Origin of the sequence: Phytoactinopolyspora mesophila, from assembly GCF_010122465.1 — a bacterium.
GTDB classification, from domain to species: domain Bacteria; phylum Actinomycetota; class Actinomycetes; order Jiangellales; family Jiangellaceae; genus Phytoactinopolyspora; species Phytoactinopolyspora mesophila.
The window spans coordinates 20764-34877 of sequence record NZ_WLZY01000012.1; the positions used below are offsets into that span (position 1 = coordinate 20764).

15 protein-coding genes are annotated in these 14114 nt (G+C 66.2%); 9 read left to right on the plus strand and 6 right to left on the minus strand.

Features of this window, described 5'->3' with window-relative positions; all coding sequences use genetic code 11:
* Positions 1-31: 31 nt before the first annotated feature.
* Together nhaA and F7O44_RS25555 are read right to left on the minus strand one after the other, a co-directional pair.
* The gene (gene nhaA / locus F7O44_RS25550) at positions 32-1408 is read right to left on the minus strand and encodes a Na+/H+ antiporter NhaA (RefSeq protein ID WP_222851693.1); all 1377 of its coding nucleotides are present in this window, start codon (positions 1406-1408) and stop codon (positions 32-34) included.
* Positions 1409-1432: 24 nt separating this feature from the next.
* A complete protein-coding gene (locus F7O44_RS25555; RefSeq protein WP_162453267.1) occupies positions 1433-2095 on the minus strand; it encodes a Crp/Fnr family transcriptional regulator in 663 nt (220 codons plus the stop codon).
* 243 nt (positions 2096-2338) lie between these two features.
* Here F7O44_RS25555 and nth point away from each other — a divergent pair, with 243 nt between their 5' ends.
* The 9 genes from nth (at position 2339) to mnhG (ending at position 10766) form a co-directional block, all read left to right on the plus strand.
* Positions 2339-3049 carry an endonuclease III gene (nth, locus tag F7O44_RS25560; protein ID WP_162453156.1) on the plus strand — a complete coding sequence of 237 codons (711 nt, stop codon included), beginning with the start codon at positions 2339-2341 and terminating at the stop codon, positions 3047-3049.
* On the plus strand, positions 3046-3687 hold the full coding sequence (locus tag F7O44_RS25565; RefSeq protein ID WP_162453157.1) for an NUDIX hydrolase: 642 nt from the start codon (positions 3046-3048) through the stop codon (positions 3685-3687). Before nth ends, F7O44_RS25565 begins: the two co-directional genes overlap by 4 nt.
* Positions 3688-3735: 48 nt before the next feature.
* The gene (locus F7O44_RS25570) at positions 3736-4929 is read left to right on the plus strand and encodes a MarP family serine protease (protein ID WP_162453158.1); all 1194 of its coding nucleotides are present in this window, start codon (positions 3736-3738) and stop codon (positions 4927-4929) included.
* 205 nt (positions 4930-5134) lie between these two features.
* Complete coding sequence (gene mbhE / locus F7O44_RS25575; RefSeq protein ID WP_162453159.1) at positions 5135-7927, plus strand: hydrogen gas-evolving membrane-bound hydrogenase subunit E; 2793 nt, start codon at positions 5135-5137, stop codon at positions 7925-7927.
* Entirely contained in the window at positions 7924-8256 is a 333-nt protein-coding gene (locus F7O44_RS25580; protein ID WP_162453160.1) for a sodium:proton antiporter, read from the plus strand. The genes mbhE and F7O44_RS25580 overlap by 4 nt, the downstream gene beginning before the upstream one ends.
* Positions 8253-9770, plus strand: a complete 1518-nt coding sequence (locus tag F7O44_RS25585) for a monovalent cation/H+ antiporter subunit D family protein (protein ID WP_222851694.1) — start codon at positions 8253-8255, stop codon at positions 9768-9770. Before F7O44_RS25580 ends, F7O44_RS25585 begins: the two co-directional genes overlap by 4 nt.
* 5 nt (positions 9771-9775) lie before the next feature.
* Positions 9776-10159: a Na+/H+ antiporter subunit E gene (locus F7O44_RS25590; protein WP_162453161.1), complete on the plus strand. Its 384-nt coding sequence runs from the start codon at positions 9776-9778 to the stop codon at positions 10157-10159.
* Positions 10156-10413, plus strand: a complete 258-nt coding sequence (locus tag F7O44_RS25595; RefSeq protein WP_162453162.1) for an MrpF/PhaF family protein — start codon at positions 10156-10158, stop codon at positions 10411-10413. Before F7O44_RS25590 ends, F7O44_RS25595 begins: the two co-directional genes overlap by 4 nt.
* Positions 10410-10766, plus strand: a complete 357-nt coding sequence (gene mnhG / locus F7O44_RS25600) for a monovalent cation/H(+) antiporter subunit G (RefSeq protein ID WP_162453163.1) — start codon at positions 10410-10412, stop codon at positions 10764-10766. The genes F7O44_RS25595 and mnhG overlap by 4 nt, the downstream gene beginning before the upstream one ends.
* 42 nt (positions 10767-10808) lie before the next feature.
* Here the strand turns inward: mnhG and F7O44_RS25605 are convergent, their stop codons facing one another.
* From F7O44_RS25605 to F7O44_RS25620, 4 genes are all read right to left on the minus strand, one after another.
* On the minus strand, positions 10809-11726 hold the full coding sequence (locus F7O44_RS25605; protein WP_222851695.1) for an alpha/beta fold hydrolase: 918 nt from the start codon (positions 11724-11726) through the stop codon (positions 10809-10811).
* Complete coding sequence (locus F7O44_RS29785) at positions 11723-12130, minus strand: phage holin family protein (protein WP_162453165.1); 408 nt, start codon at positions 12128-12130, stop codon at positions 11723-11725. The genes F7O44_RS25605 and F7O44_RS29785 overlap by 4 nt, the downstream gene beginning before the upstream one ends.
* A 121-nt stretch (positions 12131-12251) precedes the next feature.
* The gene (locus F7O44_RS25615) at positions 12252-13310 is read right to left on the minus strand and encodes a hypothetical protein (protein ID WP_162453166.1); all 1059 of its coding nucleotides are present in this window, start codon (positions 13308-13310) and stop codon (positions 12252-12254) included.
* Positions 13311-13328: 18 nt separating this feature from the next.
* Entirely contained in the window at positions 13329-14066 is a 738-nt protein-coding gene (locus tag F7O44_RS25620; protein WP_162453167.1) for a UTRA domain-containing protein, read from the minus strand.
* Between the last annotated feature and the right edge of the window lie 48 nt (positions 14067-14114).

A 14114-nucleotide genomic window follows, 5' to 3' on the forward strand; every position in this document is an offset into this window, starting at 1 on the left:
GGGCGAGGAGAGGTTCCATGTGCCGGAGCACCTAGTTTTTGCGTTTGCCGGCGAAGATCAAGAAAAGCGCTCCGAGACTCGCGGCGATGACCGACGCGGCCAGCACACCGACCTTGGCCTCGTCGGCGATCGCCGCACCGGGGCCGAAAGCGAGTCCGGTGATGAACAACGAGACCGTGAACCCGATGCCGGCCACCATGGCCAGGCCCAGCATGGTCAGCCACGAAACCCCGGTGGGCAGCCGCCCCCAGCCCAGCCGCACCACGATCCAGGCGGTCAGCGAAACGCCGAGGGTCTTCCCCAGCACCAATCCGGCCACCACCCCTACCGTGACCGACGACGTCACCGCCTCTCCGAGCACCCCGCCCCGGAGGTCAATACCAGCATTGGCCAGCGCGAAGATCGGCAGCACGACATAACTGCTCCACGGATGCAAGGCACGCTCGAGCCGCTCGGCCATCGACACCGACTCGCCAAGCAAGAAACGGTAACGTCGCAGCTCTTCCGGACCGAGCCGGTCAGGCACCGATTCCCGGGCATACGCCCTGGCCTGTTCCTGGTCGAGAAGTGGTTCGGCCGGGGTGAGCAGGCCCAGCACGACACCGGCGATGGTCGCGTGCACACCGGACTGGAATGTGGCCACCCAGACGAACAGGCCGAGCAGAATGTAGACATACAAAGACCACACCCGGACCCTGCGCAAGGCGATTACGGCCAACAGCCCCAGCAAGGCGAGTCCGAGCCAGGGCAACGAGAGCTCGTCGGTGTAGAAGAGCGCGATGACACTGATGGCCCCGATGTCGTCGACGATGGCCAGTGTCAGCAAGAAGACCCGCGCCGACGATGGGATCCGCCGCCCCAGCACCGCCAGCACACCAAGTGCGAAGGCGATGTCGGTCGCCATGGGAATGCCCCACCCGTGTGCACCCGCACCACCGAAGTTGAACGCCGTGTAGATGGCCGCGGGCACCGCCATGCCACCGAATGCGGCCACGATCGGCACCGCGGCCGAACGCGGATCACGCAGCTCACCACAGGTGAGCTCGTACTTGATCTCGAGGCCGACGACGAAGAAGAACAGCGCCATCAAGGCGTCGTTCACCCAATGCCGCAGGTCCTCTGATAACTCGAAGGTGCCGAGGCGCAGCGTGAACTCGGTGGTCCAGAGTTGTTCGTATGCCTCCGACCACGCCGAGTTGGCCCAGACCAGCGCGGTCACCGCGGCGATCAGCAGGAGGATACCGCCCGCGGCTTCAACACGGAGGAAAGCCGCCACCGGCCGGCCGACGAGCCGGGCCAGCGTGCGGTCACTGGCCATCCAGACCGGCCCGGACCGCCAGATGCCGGCCTCTTCAGCTCGCCGGCGCTCGGAGCCTGCGGCGCTCCAACGCTGCCGGTGCTCGTTCACAACCCCTCGCCCTGGGGCGGGACCTCAGCGCGCCCGGCGCCGGATACGTTCGACGTCGAGCAGCACGACCGAACGCTGCTCGAGGCGGAGCCAGCCACGTCCGACGAAGTCGGCCAAGGCTTTGTTCACCGTCTCGCGAGACGCGCCGACCAGCTGGGCAAGCTCTTCCTGGGTGAGATCGTGAACCACCCGGACACCTTCGTCCGACGGCACACCGAACCGGGTGGACAGATCGAGCAGTTGTTTGGCCACCCTGCCCGGAACGTCGGAGAATACGAGGTCAGCCAATGTGTCGTTGGACCGCCGCAACCGCGAGGCGAGCTGCAGCAGCAGTCCTCGGGCGACCTCAGGGCGCCCACTGAGCAGCGGAATGAGGTCGGCATGGCCGAGCCCCAGCAGTGACGTCTCGGTGACCGCCGTAGCCGTAGCCGAGCGCGGCCCGGGATCGAATAGCGACAGTTCTCCGAACATCTGGCCTGGTCCGAGCAGAGCCAGGAGGTTCTCGCGGCCGTCCTGGGCAGTGCGGCCGAGCTTGATTTTTCCGTCCGTGACGACGTAAACACGGTCTCCTTCGTCGCCTTCACGGAACAACACCTCACTGCGGTCGAGGTGCACCTCCACCATCGAGGCTCGCAGTGCCGCAGCGGCCTCATCGTTCAACTCCCGGAACAACGGTGCGCTGCGCATCGCCTCGTCAACCACTACCTGGCTCCTTCTGATCAGCTGTGCCGGCTCTACTCTGCCGCCCGATTGCCTCGGCGCCGGACGTCGGCAACGTGTTTCGTCTCACGTTCTAACCTCAACTATTGTGCCCGGAGACCATCATGACCCATTATTTGGCCCCACGTGTGTCGCTTGGGCGACACGAAAGCAGGACCCTGGCACGCAGGGAAGTCCACGCCCGGGGCATGACGAACATAAGGTGAGCGTGTGTCTCTCGACCCCGCTGAGTCGCGGCTGGCGCTCGTGCGCCGCGCCCGAAAGATCAATCGTGAGCTGGCGCTGCTTTACCCCGAAGCGCACTGCGAACTCGATTTCACCAATCCGTTCGAGCTACTGGTCGCCACCGTCCTTTCCGCGCAGACCACCGACGTCCGGGTCAACTCGGTCACCCCGTCGCTGTTCGCCGCTTACCCTGACGCGCCCTCGCTCGCCGCGGCCGATCCCGCGCATGTGGAGGAACTGATCCAGCCCACCGGCTTCTTCCGTGCCAAGACCAAGTCCATCATGGGGCTGTCCCAAGCCCTGACCGACCGGTTCGGCGGTGAGGTCCCTGGCACGCTCACCGACCTGGTCACGCTGCCGGGGGTAGGGCGCAAGACCGCCAACGTCGTCCTGGGCAACGCCTTCGGCGTTCCCGGACTCACCGTGGACACACACTTCAACCGGCTGGTGCGGCGCTGGAAGTGGACCGACAAGACCGACGCCGACCACATCGAGGCCGACATCGCCGCGTTGTTCCCCAAGCAAGACTGGACCATGCTGTCGCACCGGGTCATCTGGCACGGCAGACGGCGCTGCCACGCCCGCCGCCCGGCTTGTGGCGCCTGCCCGCTCGAACGCCTCTGCCCGGCCTACGGTGAAGGCCCGACCGACCCTGTCGCGGCGGCCAAGCTGGTCCGGGACGGCCCCCGCGGATGAGCGTGCCAGCATGGCTCCGCAAGATCACTGACGCCGTCGCCGACACCCCGGCGGAGCATCTCTCCGTGTTCACGCCACCGGCCGACGGGACGGCCCGACCGGCGTCCATCCTCATGCTGTTCGGCGAGAGCAACGGCCGGCCCGATGTCCTGCTCACCCAACGGGCCAGCAGTCTGCGCAGTCATGCCGGGCAGGTCTCATTTCCCGGCGGCACCATCGACCCCGAGGACGACGGCCCGGTCGACGCGGCCTTACGGGAGGGTGCCGAAGAAACCGGTTTGGACCCCGCCGGCGTCGACGTTCTGCTGGTTCTGCCCACATTGTGGATCCCGGTCACGAACTACGCCGTCGCTCCAGTCCTCGCCTGGTGGCGTGAGCCGTCACCCGTCGGCGTCGTCGACGCCAGCGAGGTCGAGTCGGTTCACCGGATACCACTGGACCACCTGCTCGATCCGGCCAATAGGCTGCAGGTTCGGCATCCGAGCGGCATTACCGGCCCGGCCTTCCGCGTCGCGGATCTGTTGGTGTGGGGGTTCACCGCCGGCTTGCTGGCACGATTGTTCGATATTTCCGGAATCGACAAACCGTGGGATCGTACCCGGGTGGAGGAACTCAGTGGCTACGCAGCGGGACTATGACAAGTCGCGCGGAATGCGTAGTGCACGCCTGAAGGGAGCTTCGAGTCAGTGATCCTGGGGTTGAACGCTGTCGACTTCATCATCATCGCGCTGGCGGTCGTGGTCGGTTACACCGGTTGGGTCCATGGATTCGTCGTCGGTCTGCTGTCCTTCGCCGGATTCGTCGGTGGCGCCGTAGCGGGATTGCTCCTGGTACCGCTGGTCCTCGGTGGCTTCGAGCCCGGCCTGGGCGTGTCCGTACTGGCCGTCCTGCTCGTTCTCGGCATCGCATCCATCGGACAGGGGCTGTTGTCGTGGGCCGGCGGCTGGGTGCGATCGAAGGTCTCGGCCAGGCCCGCTCGCCATGTCGATGCCGGCGGTGGCGCCGTCCTGGCGATCGTCGGGCTGCTGCTCGCTGCCTGGGCGTGCGGTTTGGCCATCTCCACGGCGGCTATCCCGCACGCCTCAAAGGCCGTCCGTGAGTCCGCGATCCTGCGGACCGTCCACGATGTCGTACCGGTCTCGCCCGATCGCCTACGTGAGGCTTTCCGGGACGTGGTGATCGCCGGCGGGTTCCCTGAGGTGGTGGCTCCGTGGGTGGCAGAGCCGATCCAGGAGGTCGAGCCGCCGTCCGGCATCTTGCACCGCGACCCGGAGATCCGCGCAGCGACCGCCAGCGTCCTCAAGATCACCGGCCGGGCACCGGCATGCTCGCGGGTTCTCGAAGGCACCGGGTTCGTCATCAGCCCGGAACGAGTCATGACCAACGCGCACGTCGTGGCCGGCGTCTCCGAACCGGTCGTCACCTTCCCTGACGGGGACCCGATGGCCGCTGAGGTCGTCTTGTTCGACCCCGACACCGACCTCGCTGTGCTGGCCGTGCCAGACCTGCCTCTAGATTCACTCGAGCTTGCCGAAGAACCGCCCTCCAACGGCGACGACGCCGCCGTGATCGGCTTCCCGGGCCGCGACCCGCTGACCGTCAGCCCGGCCCGGATCCGCGGGCAGCACGAGCTGCTCGGGCGCGACATCTACGGCGACGACACCGTCAGCCGGGATGTGCTCGCCCTGCGGGGAAGCATCCGTCCCGGCAACTCCGGTGGTCCGCTCGTTTCCGAGGACGGCACGGTCTACGGCGTCATCTTCGCCGCGTCACTGACCGACCCGAACACCGGGTACGCGCTCAATCTCGGCGAAATCGAACAGTTCGCCGAGGCTGCGCCGGACGCCACCGAAGCCGTATCCACCGGGCCCTGCGCGTGACGATCCCCACCTCTGAGGCGAACCCGGCAGGGCGAGTGGCGACATGTAGAATCGTGGCGAAATCACGGCAGACCAGGCGCCAATGATGGCGCCTGGTAACTATTTGTGCCATGTGTAGCAACACGGTAGGCAGCCCTGACGTTTGCGTGCAGACATTCGGAGGTACCGTTCTGGTGACCAGGCGAGCAGCGACTGAGCGCGGTCAATGATCCTTCCGATTGCTCTTGCGGTGCTGGCAATCACGGCAGCCGCCGCTCCAGCCATCACTGCGCGGCTCGGCCGGAATGCCGGTTACCCGATCGCGGCGATTTTCCTGATTCTCGCGCTGCTCATCGCGGCCGAAACCGGTGACCTAGCCGACGGCGGATCGGTCTCCACCGCGTGGGACTGGATGCCGACCATCGGCGTTTCCTTCCGGTTGCATCTCGACGGGCTGTCCTTCCTGTTCGCCATGCTGGTCCTCGGCGTCGGCTCGCTGATCATGGCGTACAGCCCGCGTTACCTCAAGGTCAACGAACGGCACGGTCGTTTCTACGCCCTGCTGACGCTGTTCGCAATGTCGATGCTCGGGCTGGTGTTGGCCCGGGATCTGGTGCTGCTCTTCATCTTCTGGGAAGCCACCACGCTCTCGTCGTTCCTGCTGATCGGCGGCGGTGGCATCAAGGCGGTGCGGCCGGCCACCCGGGCCTTCGTCGTCACTGTCATCGGGGGCCTGGCACTACTCGGCGCTATCGTGCTCATCTCGATCACTGCCGGCACCACCAACATCTCCGAGATCATGGCCGATCCAGCGGTGGTCTCCGAGTCGCCGTACGCGCCAGCCATCGCGGTCCTGCTCCTCCTCGCGGCCTTCACGAAGTCGGCACAACTCCCGTTCCACTTCTGGTTGCCCGACGCCATGGTGGCGATCACCCCGGTCAGCGCGTATCTACACGCCGCCACTCTGGTCAAGGGCGGTATCTACCTGCTCATGCGGTTCTCACCGCTGTTCAGCGACTCGGGCATGTGGCGCGTGACGTTGATGACCGTCGGGCTCACCACAGCCATCGTCGGCGCGTTGTTCGCACTGAAACAGCACGATCTAAAAGCACTCCTGGCGTACTCCACAGTGAGTCAGCTCGGCTTTCTGATCGCCCTGGTCGGAGCCGGCACACCGGCGGCCCTGGCCGCCGCGGCCCTGCACACATTCGCGCACGCCCTGTTCAAGGCCACGTTGTTCATGCTGGTCGGGATCATCGACCGGGAAGCAGGCAGCCGAGACGTCAGAGAGCTCGGCGGTCTGCGTCGGGTCATGCCCATCACCGCCACGCTCACCGGCCTGGCCGCGATGTCGATGGCCGGTATACCGCCGTTCATCGGGTTCGTCAGCAAAGAAGAGGCGTTCAGCGCTCTCCTCGACACACCGGGCCCAGCCTGGGCCGGCTGGGTCGCCGCTCTGGCCGCCGTCGCCGCGGCCGGGCTGACTTTCGCCTACGGCTTCCGTATCTTCTACGGCGCCTTCGCCGGCCCCACCACCCAGCGCCGGCTGTACGAGCCGAGCAAGGCCTTCCTGACACCGGCCGCGATTCCCGCGGCCCTGGGGCTCATCCTCGGCCTGACGGTAGGTGTGCTGACTCCCATGGTCAACCGCACGGTTCAAGACACCGTGATGACCGAGACCGACGCCAGCCTCAGCCTGTGGCACGGGTTCAGCGCCCCACTCGCGCTCTCGGCAACCACCTTCGCGATGGGGCTGCTCCTCTTCTTCTACCGGTATCCGGTCGACCGGCTGCTGCACCGCCATCGTTTGCCGATCACCGGCGCGGGAGCCTTCGACTCCATCTACGACGCATGTCTTCGCCTCGGCGCCTGGGTCGGCCGGCCCGCCCGGGCGAGCAGCATCGGTGCTCACCTCGGATGGCCGATAGCCGGATTGCTGGCCTTGGGCATCGTCGGGTTGTTGCGGTGGCCCGACGTCGCCGCCGAACCGGTCTCCAGGTCGCGTCCGGAAGACTGGGCCGTCGTCGCCATTCTGGCGCTGGCCGTGCTGGCGCTGTGCCTGACGAAGACCCGGCTGACCGCCATCGTGCTCCTCGGGGTTGTCGGCTTCATGGTCGGCATCTGGTTCCTCATAGCCGGCGCTCCCGACCTTGCGCTCACTCAGCTACTGGTCGAGATCCTCACCGTCGTGGTGGCCGTGCTCGTGCTGCGACATCTGCCACCTGTCTTCCAGCACGTGCGCCGTACCCGGCGCACGTTGGCGGCGATAGCCGCCGTCACCAGCGGTCTGGTGGCCGGCGCGGCTACCTTCCTGCTCACCGGCCGGCGCGAACAGTCACCCGCGGCGCAGTACCTCATGCGAGAAGCCGAGAACGACACCGGCGGACGCAACGTGGTCAACACCGTGCTGGTCGACTTCCGTGCGCTTGACACACTCGGCGAGGTCACTGTCCTGGCCATCGCCGGCCTCGGCCTGATGTCGCTGCTGCGCTACACCGCGCCGCCGCCGACCGACCTCAGCAATGCCGGCAACGTCGCGCCTCCGGACCGGCTGGGCAATATGGTGATCTTCCAATTCACCGCTCGCCTGCTCTTCCCCGGCACCATGGCGATTACGGTGTACCTCCTGTTGCGCGGCCACTACGAGCCCGGTGGCGGATTCATCGCCGCACTCGTCGCCGCTGTCGGTTTCGCCGTGCTGCAATTGCCCGGCGGACCGATGCAACCACCCAGGATCCCGGCGTTGCCACTGATCCGCGGCGGGTTGGCGTTGTCCGTCATCGTCGGCGTGTGGGGCCTGGTGGACGGTTCGTTCCTGCGGCCGTTGAGCGGCTACCTCACCATCGGCAACCTGGACATCTCGATGACGTCCTCGCTTCTGTTCGACGTCGGAATCCTGATGATCGTCCTCGGCATGAGCCTGGCCGCTTTCGAACGCCTCGGCCGCGGGATCGTGACCGAGGTCGGCCAGACCGCGCCCGAACCCGTCCTCCAGGGGCAAGGAGGTGATCGGCGATGACCGCAGCGTTTGTCGTCGGACTGCTCATGGCTGGCGGTGTCTACCTCGTCTTCCAGGCCGGTTTGGTACGCGTCACCATCGGATTCGTTCTCATCGGTCACGCGCTCAACTCGCTTCTGGTCGCCGCCGGAGGTATGGGTTTCCGGGCCGTCTCGTTCATCGGGACGTCATCGCCCGATGAAGCCGCCGACCCCCTACCCCAAGCCTTCGCGTTGACCGCCATCGTCATCACCTTCGGGATCACCGTGTACTTGTTCGGCATGGCTCGCTCCGGCGCCGACGAGATACCGGCCGACGACGATGTCTCGGAAGAGGAGCAGAAGTCGTGAACAATCTCCTGCCCTTCGTCGTCGCCCTTCCTCTGCTGGCTGCCGCGATCACACCGTTGACCGGCCGCAACATGCTGGTCCGCCGCATCCTCCTGCTGGGCTCGCCGGCACTAGTCCTGCTGTTCGCCGTCCTGCTCGTGATCGAGACCCATGACGGAGACGTCGTAGTCGAACAGGTCGCGGACTGGGATGCCGGCATCGCGATCGCCTTCGCCGCGGACTTGTTCAGCGCACTCGTGCTGGTCGCGATGTCGCTACTGACGCTCGTGTGCTCGATGTTCCTGTGCGCTACCGGCGACGACGAAGACCCCTTGGTGATTCCGCTGGTCCTGGTGCTCTCCGGAGGTGTCTTCGGTGCGCTGTTGACAGCGGATCTGTTCAACCTCTTCGTCATGATCGAGGTCGCGCTCATACCCAGCTACGTGCTGATCTCGAAATCGATGAAAGCCTCGGCGCTCTCGGCCGGCCGCATCTACCTGACGGTAAACCTCATGGGCTCGTCCATTCTGCTGGGTGGCATCGCCTTGGTCTACGCGGTCAACGGCAGCGTTCACCTCGGTGAACTGGCCGGCGCGGGCGAGGTCAGTGGCATGGCGGCGTTCGCGGGCGGACTCATTCTGGTGGCGCTGGGCCTCAAGGGTGCGCTGGTGCCACTGCACGGCTGGCTCCCACGGACGTACCCGTACACATCTCCCGCTGTCACCGCACTGTTCTCCGGCCTGCTGACCAAGATCGGCATCTACGGCCTGTTCCGCGTCTACTCGGTCTACTTCGAAGGAGCGAGCCCGGTCCAGGGCATCATCCTCGCGGTCACGGTCGTCACCATGGTGATCGGAGTGTTCGGGGCGCTCGGTGAGACGAGCATGCGCTCCATCCTCGCCTTCCACATGGTCAGCCAGGTCGGCTACATCGCACTGGGCCTCGGCTTCTTCGGTGTCGCTGGGATGGCAGCGTCTATCTTCTACCTGCTGCACCACATGATCGTGAAAGCCAGCCTCTTCCTTTCGGCGGGCGCGATCGAGACACAGGAAGGAACCGATCGGCTCAGCAGGCTCGGTGGGTTCGCCCGGCGAGAACCGGTGCTCGCGGTGGCATTCTTCGTGGCAGCACTGTCTCTGGCTGGCATCCCACCGTTCTCGGGCTTCGTCGCCAAGTTCACCCTCATCCGCGCCGCGATGTCCGAAGGCGCCTACATCGCAGGCGCCGTGGCGCTAGCCGTCAGCATCTTCACGCTGCTGTCCATGCTGAAGATCTGGAACTCGGTGTTCTGGGGCGAGGCGACCAGCACCCCGTCCGGCCAGCCGTCCGGGTCCGGCACCGCAGCCGGTGCCACCACGCTCACCGCGCCGAGCCGGGTCCGGATCCGGCGCACGCTGATCATTCCCGCGGTGCTGCTGGCTCTCGTCACCATTTCGCTCGGGCTCGGCGCGGAAATCCTGCTGCCGCTGGCCGAGACAGCCGCCCAAGGCCTGGTCGACACCACGGCATACGTTCAGGCGGTGACCGGAGGATGACTCGTATGATCCGGCGCACCGGGCAGGAGCTGGCCCGGATTCCACGGCTGCTCGTCTTCGTGGGCTACTTCGCCTACGCGTTGGTCGTCGCCAGCCTCTGGGTCGCCTGGGACGTGCTCACGCCCCGGCAACGGCTGCGAGCAGGCATCGTCGCGATGCCGATGCAGGGCCGGACCCCGATGGAGATGACGCTCATGGCCAACCTGGTCTCGCTCACCCCCGGGACGCTCTCGGTGACGATCAACGCCGAACCGAACGTTCTCTATGTGCACGGCATGTACCAGGACGACGCCGAAGCGTTCCGCCAAGAGTTGCAGGATTTCGAACGGCGCATGCTCTCCGCGGTTCGCATCCACGACCGGCCTTCCCGGACGGGGGACATGTCATGACCATGGTCGACATCGGGCTCATCGTGGTCGCGCTCGGGTTCGTGCCAGCTATCTGGCGAATGGTCATCGGGCCGACCGATGCCGACCGAGCCACGGCGGGCGATTTCACGTTCTTCTTGTTCGTGGCCGCCGCTGCTCTCCTGGGCGTCCGGCTGGAGACTCGGATGTTCTTCGACGTCGTGCTGGTCGCCACCCTCGTCGGCTTCCTCGGCACCGTCGTGCTCGCGCGCCTCGTGGACAGGAGGGACCGATGAACATCCTCGATGTGGCCAGCGGCATCTGTATTGGTGTCGGCATCTTCTTCATCGCTGTCGCGGCCCTGGGCATCATCCGGCTACCCGACGTCTACTCACGACTCAGCGCGGTCACCAAGGCCGCCACGCTCGGCGTTGTGCTGATCCTGGCCGGGGCATTCCTGAACAAGCCGTCATGGCAATCGCTGATCACTCTCGGGCTGGCAGCCGCGCTCCAATTCGTCACGGCGCCCGTCGGCGGGTTCGCGCTCGGCCGCGCCGCGTTCCGGTCGAAGAGCCCGCTCGCCGCCGCCACCGGCTACGACCAGCTGAGCGACGCCGTCGAAGAATCCCAGCAACGCAACCCCGGCTGAGCCCCGGACGCCAGGCACCTCCGCCGCTGGGGTGCCCAGGCATCACGTGAAACGCCGCAGCCACTCCAAGAGTGCATCCGTCACGAGTTCCGGGGCCTCCTCGTGGGGGAAATGCCCGGTGCCTTCCAGCCGCAACCAGTCGTAACTGTCGCCGGTGAACTCCCGCGAAGCAGCGGCCAATTGCGGGGTGATGTAACGGTCTTCGGCGCCATGAATCTGCAGCACCGGCAGATCGACAGGGACCTCGAGCCGCTTGGCGAGGCGCCGGCCGTTGGCGCGCGGCAGCGACCGCACTGCCCACCGCTGATACTCCAAAGCGCAGTGCGGCGCCGGCCAGATACGCATCGCAGCCCGGTAACGGGTGCTCGCTTCGTCGTCGGGAAACGCACTGCCGGGCGCCGACCACCGGCGCAGCAACTTCTCGACAAGCGCGCCATCGCCGGCGGTCAACCGCCGCTCCGGAACCAGTGGCGCCTGGGCGCCCAGCAGGAAGCCGGTCCGTACGAGGCCACCCTGCATCAGATGCCGCCGCAGCACCAGCGGATGAGGCATAGACATCGCGACCACACCCCGGACATGTGCCGGCCGTAGCGCCGCGGCGGTCCATGCGCCGTAGGCACCCCAGTTGTGCCCCACGACGACCGCGTCGCGTTCACCCATGGACCGGATCACGCCGGTGATGTCGGCGGCGAACGTGACGGGATCGTAGCCCCGTGGTGGTTTATCGCTGCCGCCATAGCCACGCAGGTCCATGGCCACCGCGCGCCAACCCGCGTCGGCGAGCCGGGGCAGCTGATGACGCCATGCCCACCAGAATTCGGGGAAACCGTGCAAGAAGAGCACCAGTGGGCCGTCGCCGACCTCCGCGACGTGGAACTGCGCGCCGTTGGCCGCGATCTGCCGGTGATTCCACGGGCCGGGAACATTGAGGTCATTACGGACCAGTTGCGCGAAACTCACGACGTCGAACCAGCCTGAACCGGCCGGATGGCCTGCTTGGCTGCACGCTGGGCTCGCTTGGGTCCACTCACCGATCCGAACCGGTTCTTGGCGACCAGCCCAAGTATCGCCGCGAGCAAAAGCTGTGCGCCCGCGGTGATCAGGAACGCCCATCCCAGCCCCAGACCCAGCGCATGGATACCGAAGGCCAGCGCGATGGACAGCATGACCAGCGCCAGCAGCGCGAGCAAGGCGACGACCGCCAGCAAGGCCCCGCCCAGCCCGACCGCCTTCGCGTCCTCCCGTATCTCGGCCTTGGCGAGCTCGATCTCGTCTTTGACCAGGCCGGACAGATCGTCTTTGATCTCGCCGATCAGCTGGCCGGTGGACACGGCAGGGGCGGCGTCAGCGGACCTCGTCGTCATGGAAATCTCCTGTTACAGCTAAGTCGTCCGATGAGATCTGAATCTCTAGGCGACTCTAGAACACCCAGACCGTCATTGTGCTCGGTCGCAGTGGAATATGCGTATGCGAACCCTTGGTCTACTAGCGCATGAATGGGGCCACATGCTCCCATGTTGGATCATGTGCCGTGGCGACGGATGCCTTGCCACGGTTCCATTTGTCCAGAACCGGACCGATCGAATCCGGATCGAGTTCCAGGCCGTCGATGTAGAAGTGGGCCACTACCTGACCTCCGCCGGTCACGTGCCCGAGGTGCACCGCGTGTGGTCCGTCGCCGCCGAAGACTTCCAGGATGTGGCCTTCGAGTTCCTCGATGTCACCGGAAATGGACGGATCGACGGGCATTCCGTTGTCGCCCGCCTCATAAGTGAGGACCACGGCGACATGGGTGTCAGCCAGCGGGTAGGTGTGCCGGCTCGCGGAACGCCGGATGATGGCGAAGACCGGGCCCTTGGTTCCCTGACCTTTCATCGCCGCCCATTCACCGCTGCCTTCGCCGGTGCTGGCGCCCGAGCCGGAGAGCTGGGCCACGACATGGTCGAGCGAGGTGAGCGGGATGGCGTCGATCGGAGGATCCACCGACACTGCCACCGAGCCGATCCAGCGCTCGACTCCAGGCTCCCCGAGAGCAGCGTCGAGGCCGAGGAAGGCTACGTGGAGCCGGTGATCCTGGTCGACCAGCGTGAACAGCGGGTGATGGACGACGACGTTCACCTGGCTCGACGCCGGATCCACCCGGGCTCCGATGACCATCTCCGCCATCGCGAACTCATAGCCGTCGACGTTCAGCACGGCTGCTTGAAGGGCCGCCGGGTCACGTCGGCGGGTGGAGAAGAACTCGACATCGGGGTCGTCCGGCGCTGCGAGCAGCCAGCGTTCAGCCGTAGCGCGAGTCTCGTGCTGCCCGGCGCTGGTGACGACCAAGCCGAAGCTCTTCTCCTCGCTGCCGGTGATGTCCCAGGTCAAGCGGTCGTCAATGGCCATAATCCACGGCTGAAGCAGCCGCAGTGCGTCGTCCTTGCGCTCCTCGCGGAGCGCTTCGACCACGTCTATGCGGTTGCCCTCCCACCAGGACCAGAACTCAGCGATCGCCGGACGCGGGTCGGCGCCGCGCCTCGTTTTACGTCGAAAAAGCCCCATGCCGCCAGCTTCTCACGCTCAATGATGACGGTGCCCGTGTAGGGCGCTGTCCAGTGTCATGTGTACCTGATAACGGTCTGCGCGGTACCACGACGTGACGTGTTCCATAGCTCGACCGGATGCGTAGGACGTCTTGCGGAACACCAGCAACGGCGCCGCCGGCGGCACCCGAAGCAACCTGGCGCGCAGCGGATCCGCTCCTTCTGCCCAGACACTCTGCGCGGCAGAGTCCAGTACCCGCCCGTAGTCATGCGCGAGTATCGAGTAGACCGAGCTGGTCAGATCCCGCTCCAGCAGGCCGGGAAGCGGCGAAGCCGGAAGCCAGGAGACCTCGTGCGCCATCGGTGCGCCGTCGGCCGATCGCAGCCGCTCGATCCGGAAGGCGCGATCGGTCACGTCCAGCCCGAGGGCTGCCCGAGCAGGAGGCGGCGCGACAGTCTCGTCCGCGCCGAGCACCACGGTAGAGGGCTTGTGGCCACGCCGGCGCATGTCTTCGGTGAATGAAGCCAGGTGCATCTGGGACTCGATCTTGGGCGCGGCGACGAAGGTGCCTTTGCCCCGGACGCGATAGAGCCGACCCTCGGACACGAGGCGGCCCACCGCTTCGCGGACTGTGGCCCGGCTGACTCCGAACCTCTCCACGAGCTCACGCTCGGACGGAATCGGGGCATCCGGTACCAGCTCACCCTCGACTAACGCGAGGAGGATCTCCCGCAGCTGCCGGTGTTTGGGCACAGGGCCATCGACGACACTCACTACGGAAAGGGTAGTTCAGATGACGCCCGCAGGGGACCAGACGATGTT

What these genes read in the sequence shown, in the direction of transcription:
- mbhE (WP_162453159.1), top strand. Translation starts at nt 5,135, where the DNA reads ATGATCCTTCCGATTGCTCTTGCGGTGCTGGCAATCACGGCAGCCGCC.
- F7O44_RS25565 (WP_162453157.1), top strand. Translation starts at nt 3,046, where the DNA reads ATGAGCGTGCCAGCATGGCTCCGCAAGATCACTGACGCCGTCGCCGAC.
- F7O44_RS25590 (WP_162453161.1), top strand. Translation starts at nt 9,776, where the DNA reads ATGATCCGGCGCACCGGGCAGGAGCTGGCCCGGATTCCACGGCTGCTC.
- F7O44_RS25595 (WP_162453162.1), top strand. Translation starts at nt 10,156, where the DNA reads ATGACCATGGTCGACATCGGGCTCATCGTGGTCGCGCTCGGGTTCGTG.
- mnhG (WP_162453163.1), top strand. Translation starts at nt 10,410, where the DNA reads ATGAACATCCTCGATGTGGCCAGCGGCATCTGTATTGGTGTCGGCATC.
- F7O44_RS29785 (WP_162453165.1), bottom strand. Translation starts at nt 12,130, where the DNA reads ATGACGACGAGGTCCGCTGACGCCGCCCCTGCCGTGTCCACCGGCCAG.
- F7O44_RS25555 (WP_162453267.1), bottom strand. Translation starts at nt 2,095, where the DNA reads ATGCGCAGCGCACCGTTGTTCCGGGAGTTGAACGATGAGGCCGCTGCG.
- F7O44_RS25615 (WP_162453166.1), bottom strand. Translation starts at nt 13,310, where the DNA reads ATGGGGCTTTTTCGACGTAAAACGAGGCGCGGCGCCGACCCGCGTCCG.
- F7O44_RS25580 (WP_162453160.1), top strand. Translation starts at nt 7,924, where the DNA reads ATGACCGCAGCGTTTGTCGTCGGACTGCTCATGGCTGGCGGTGTCTAC.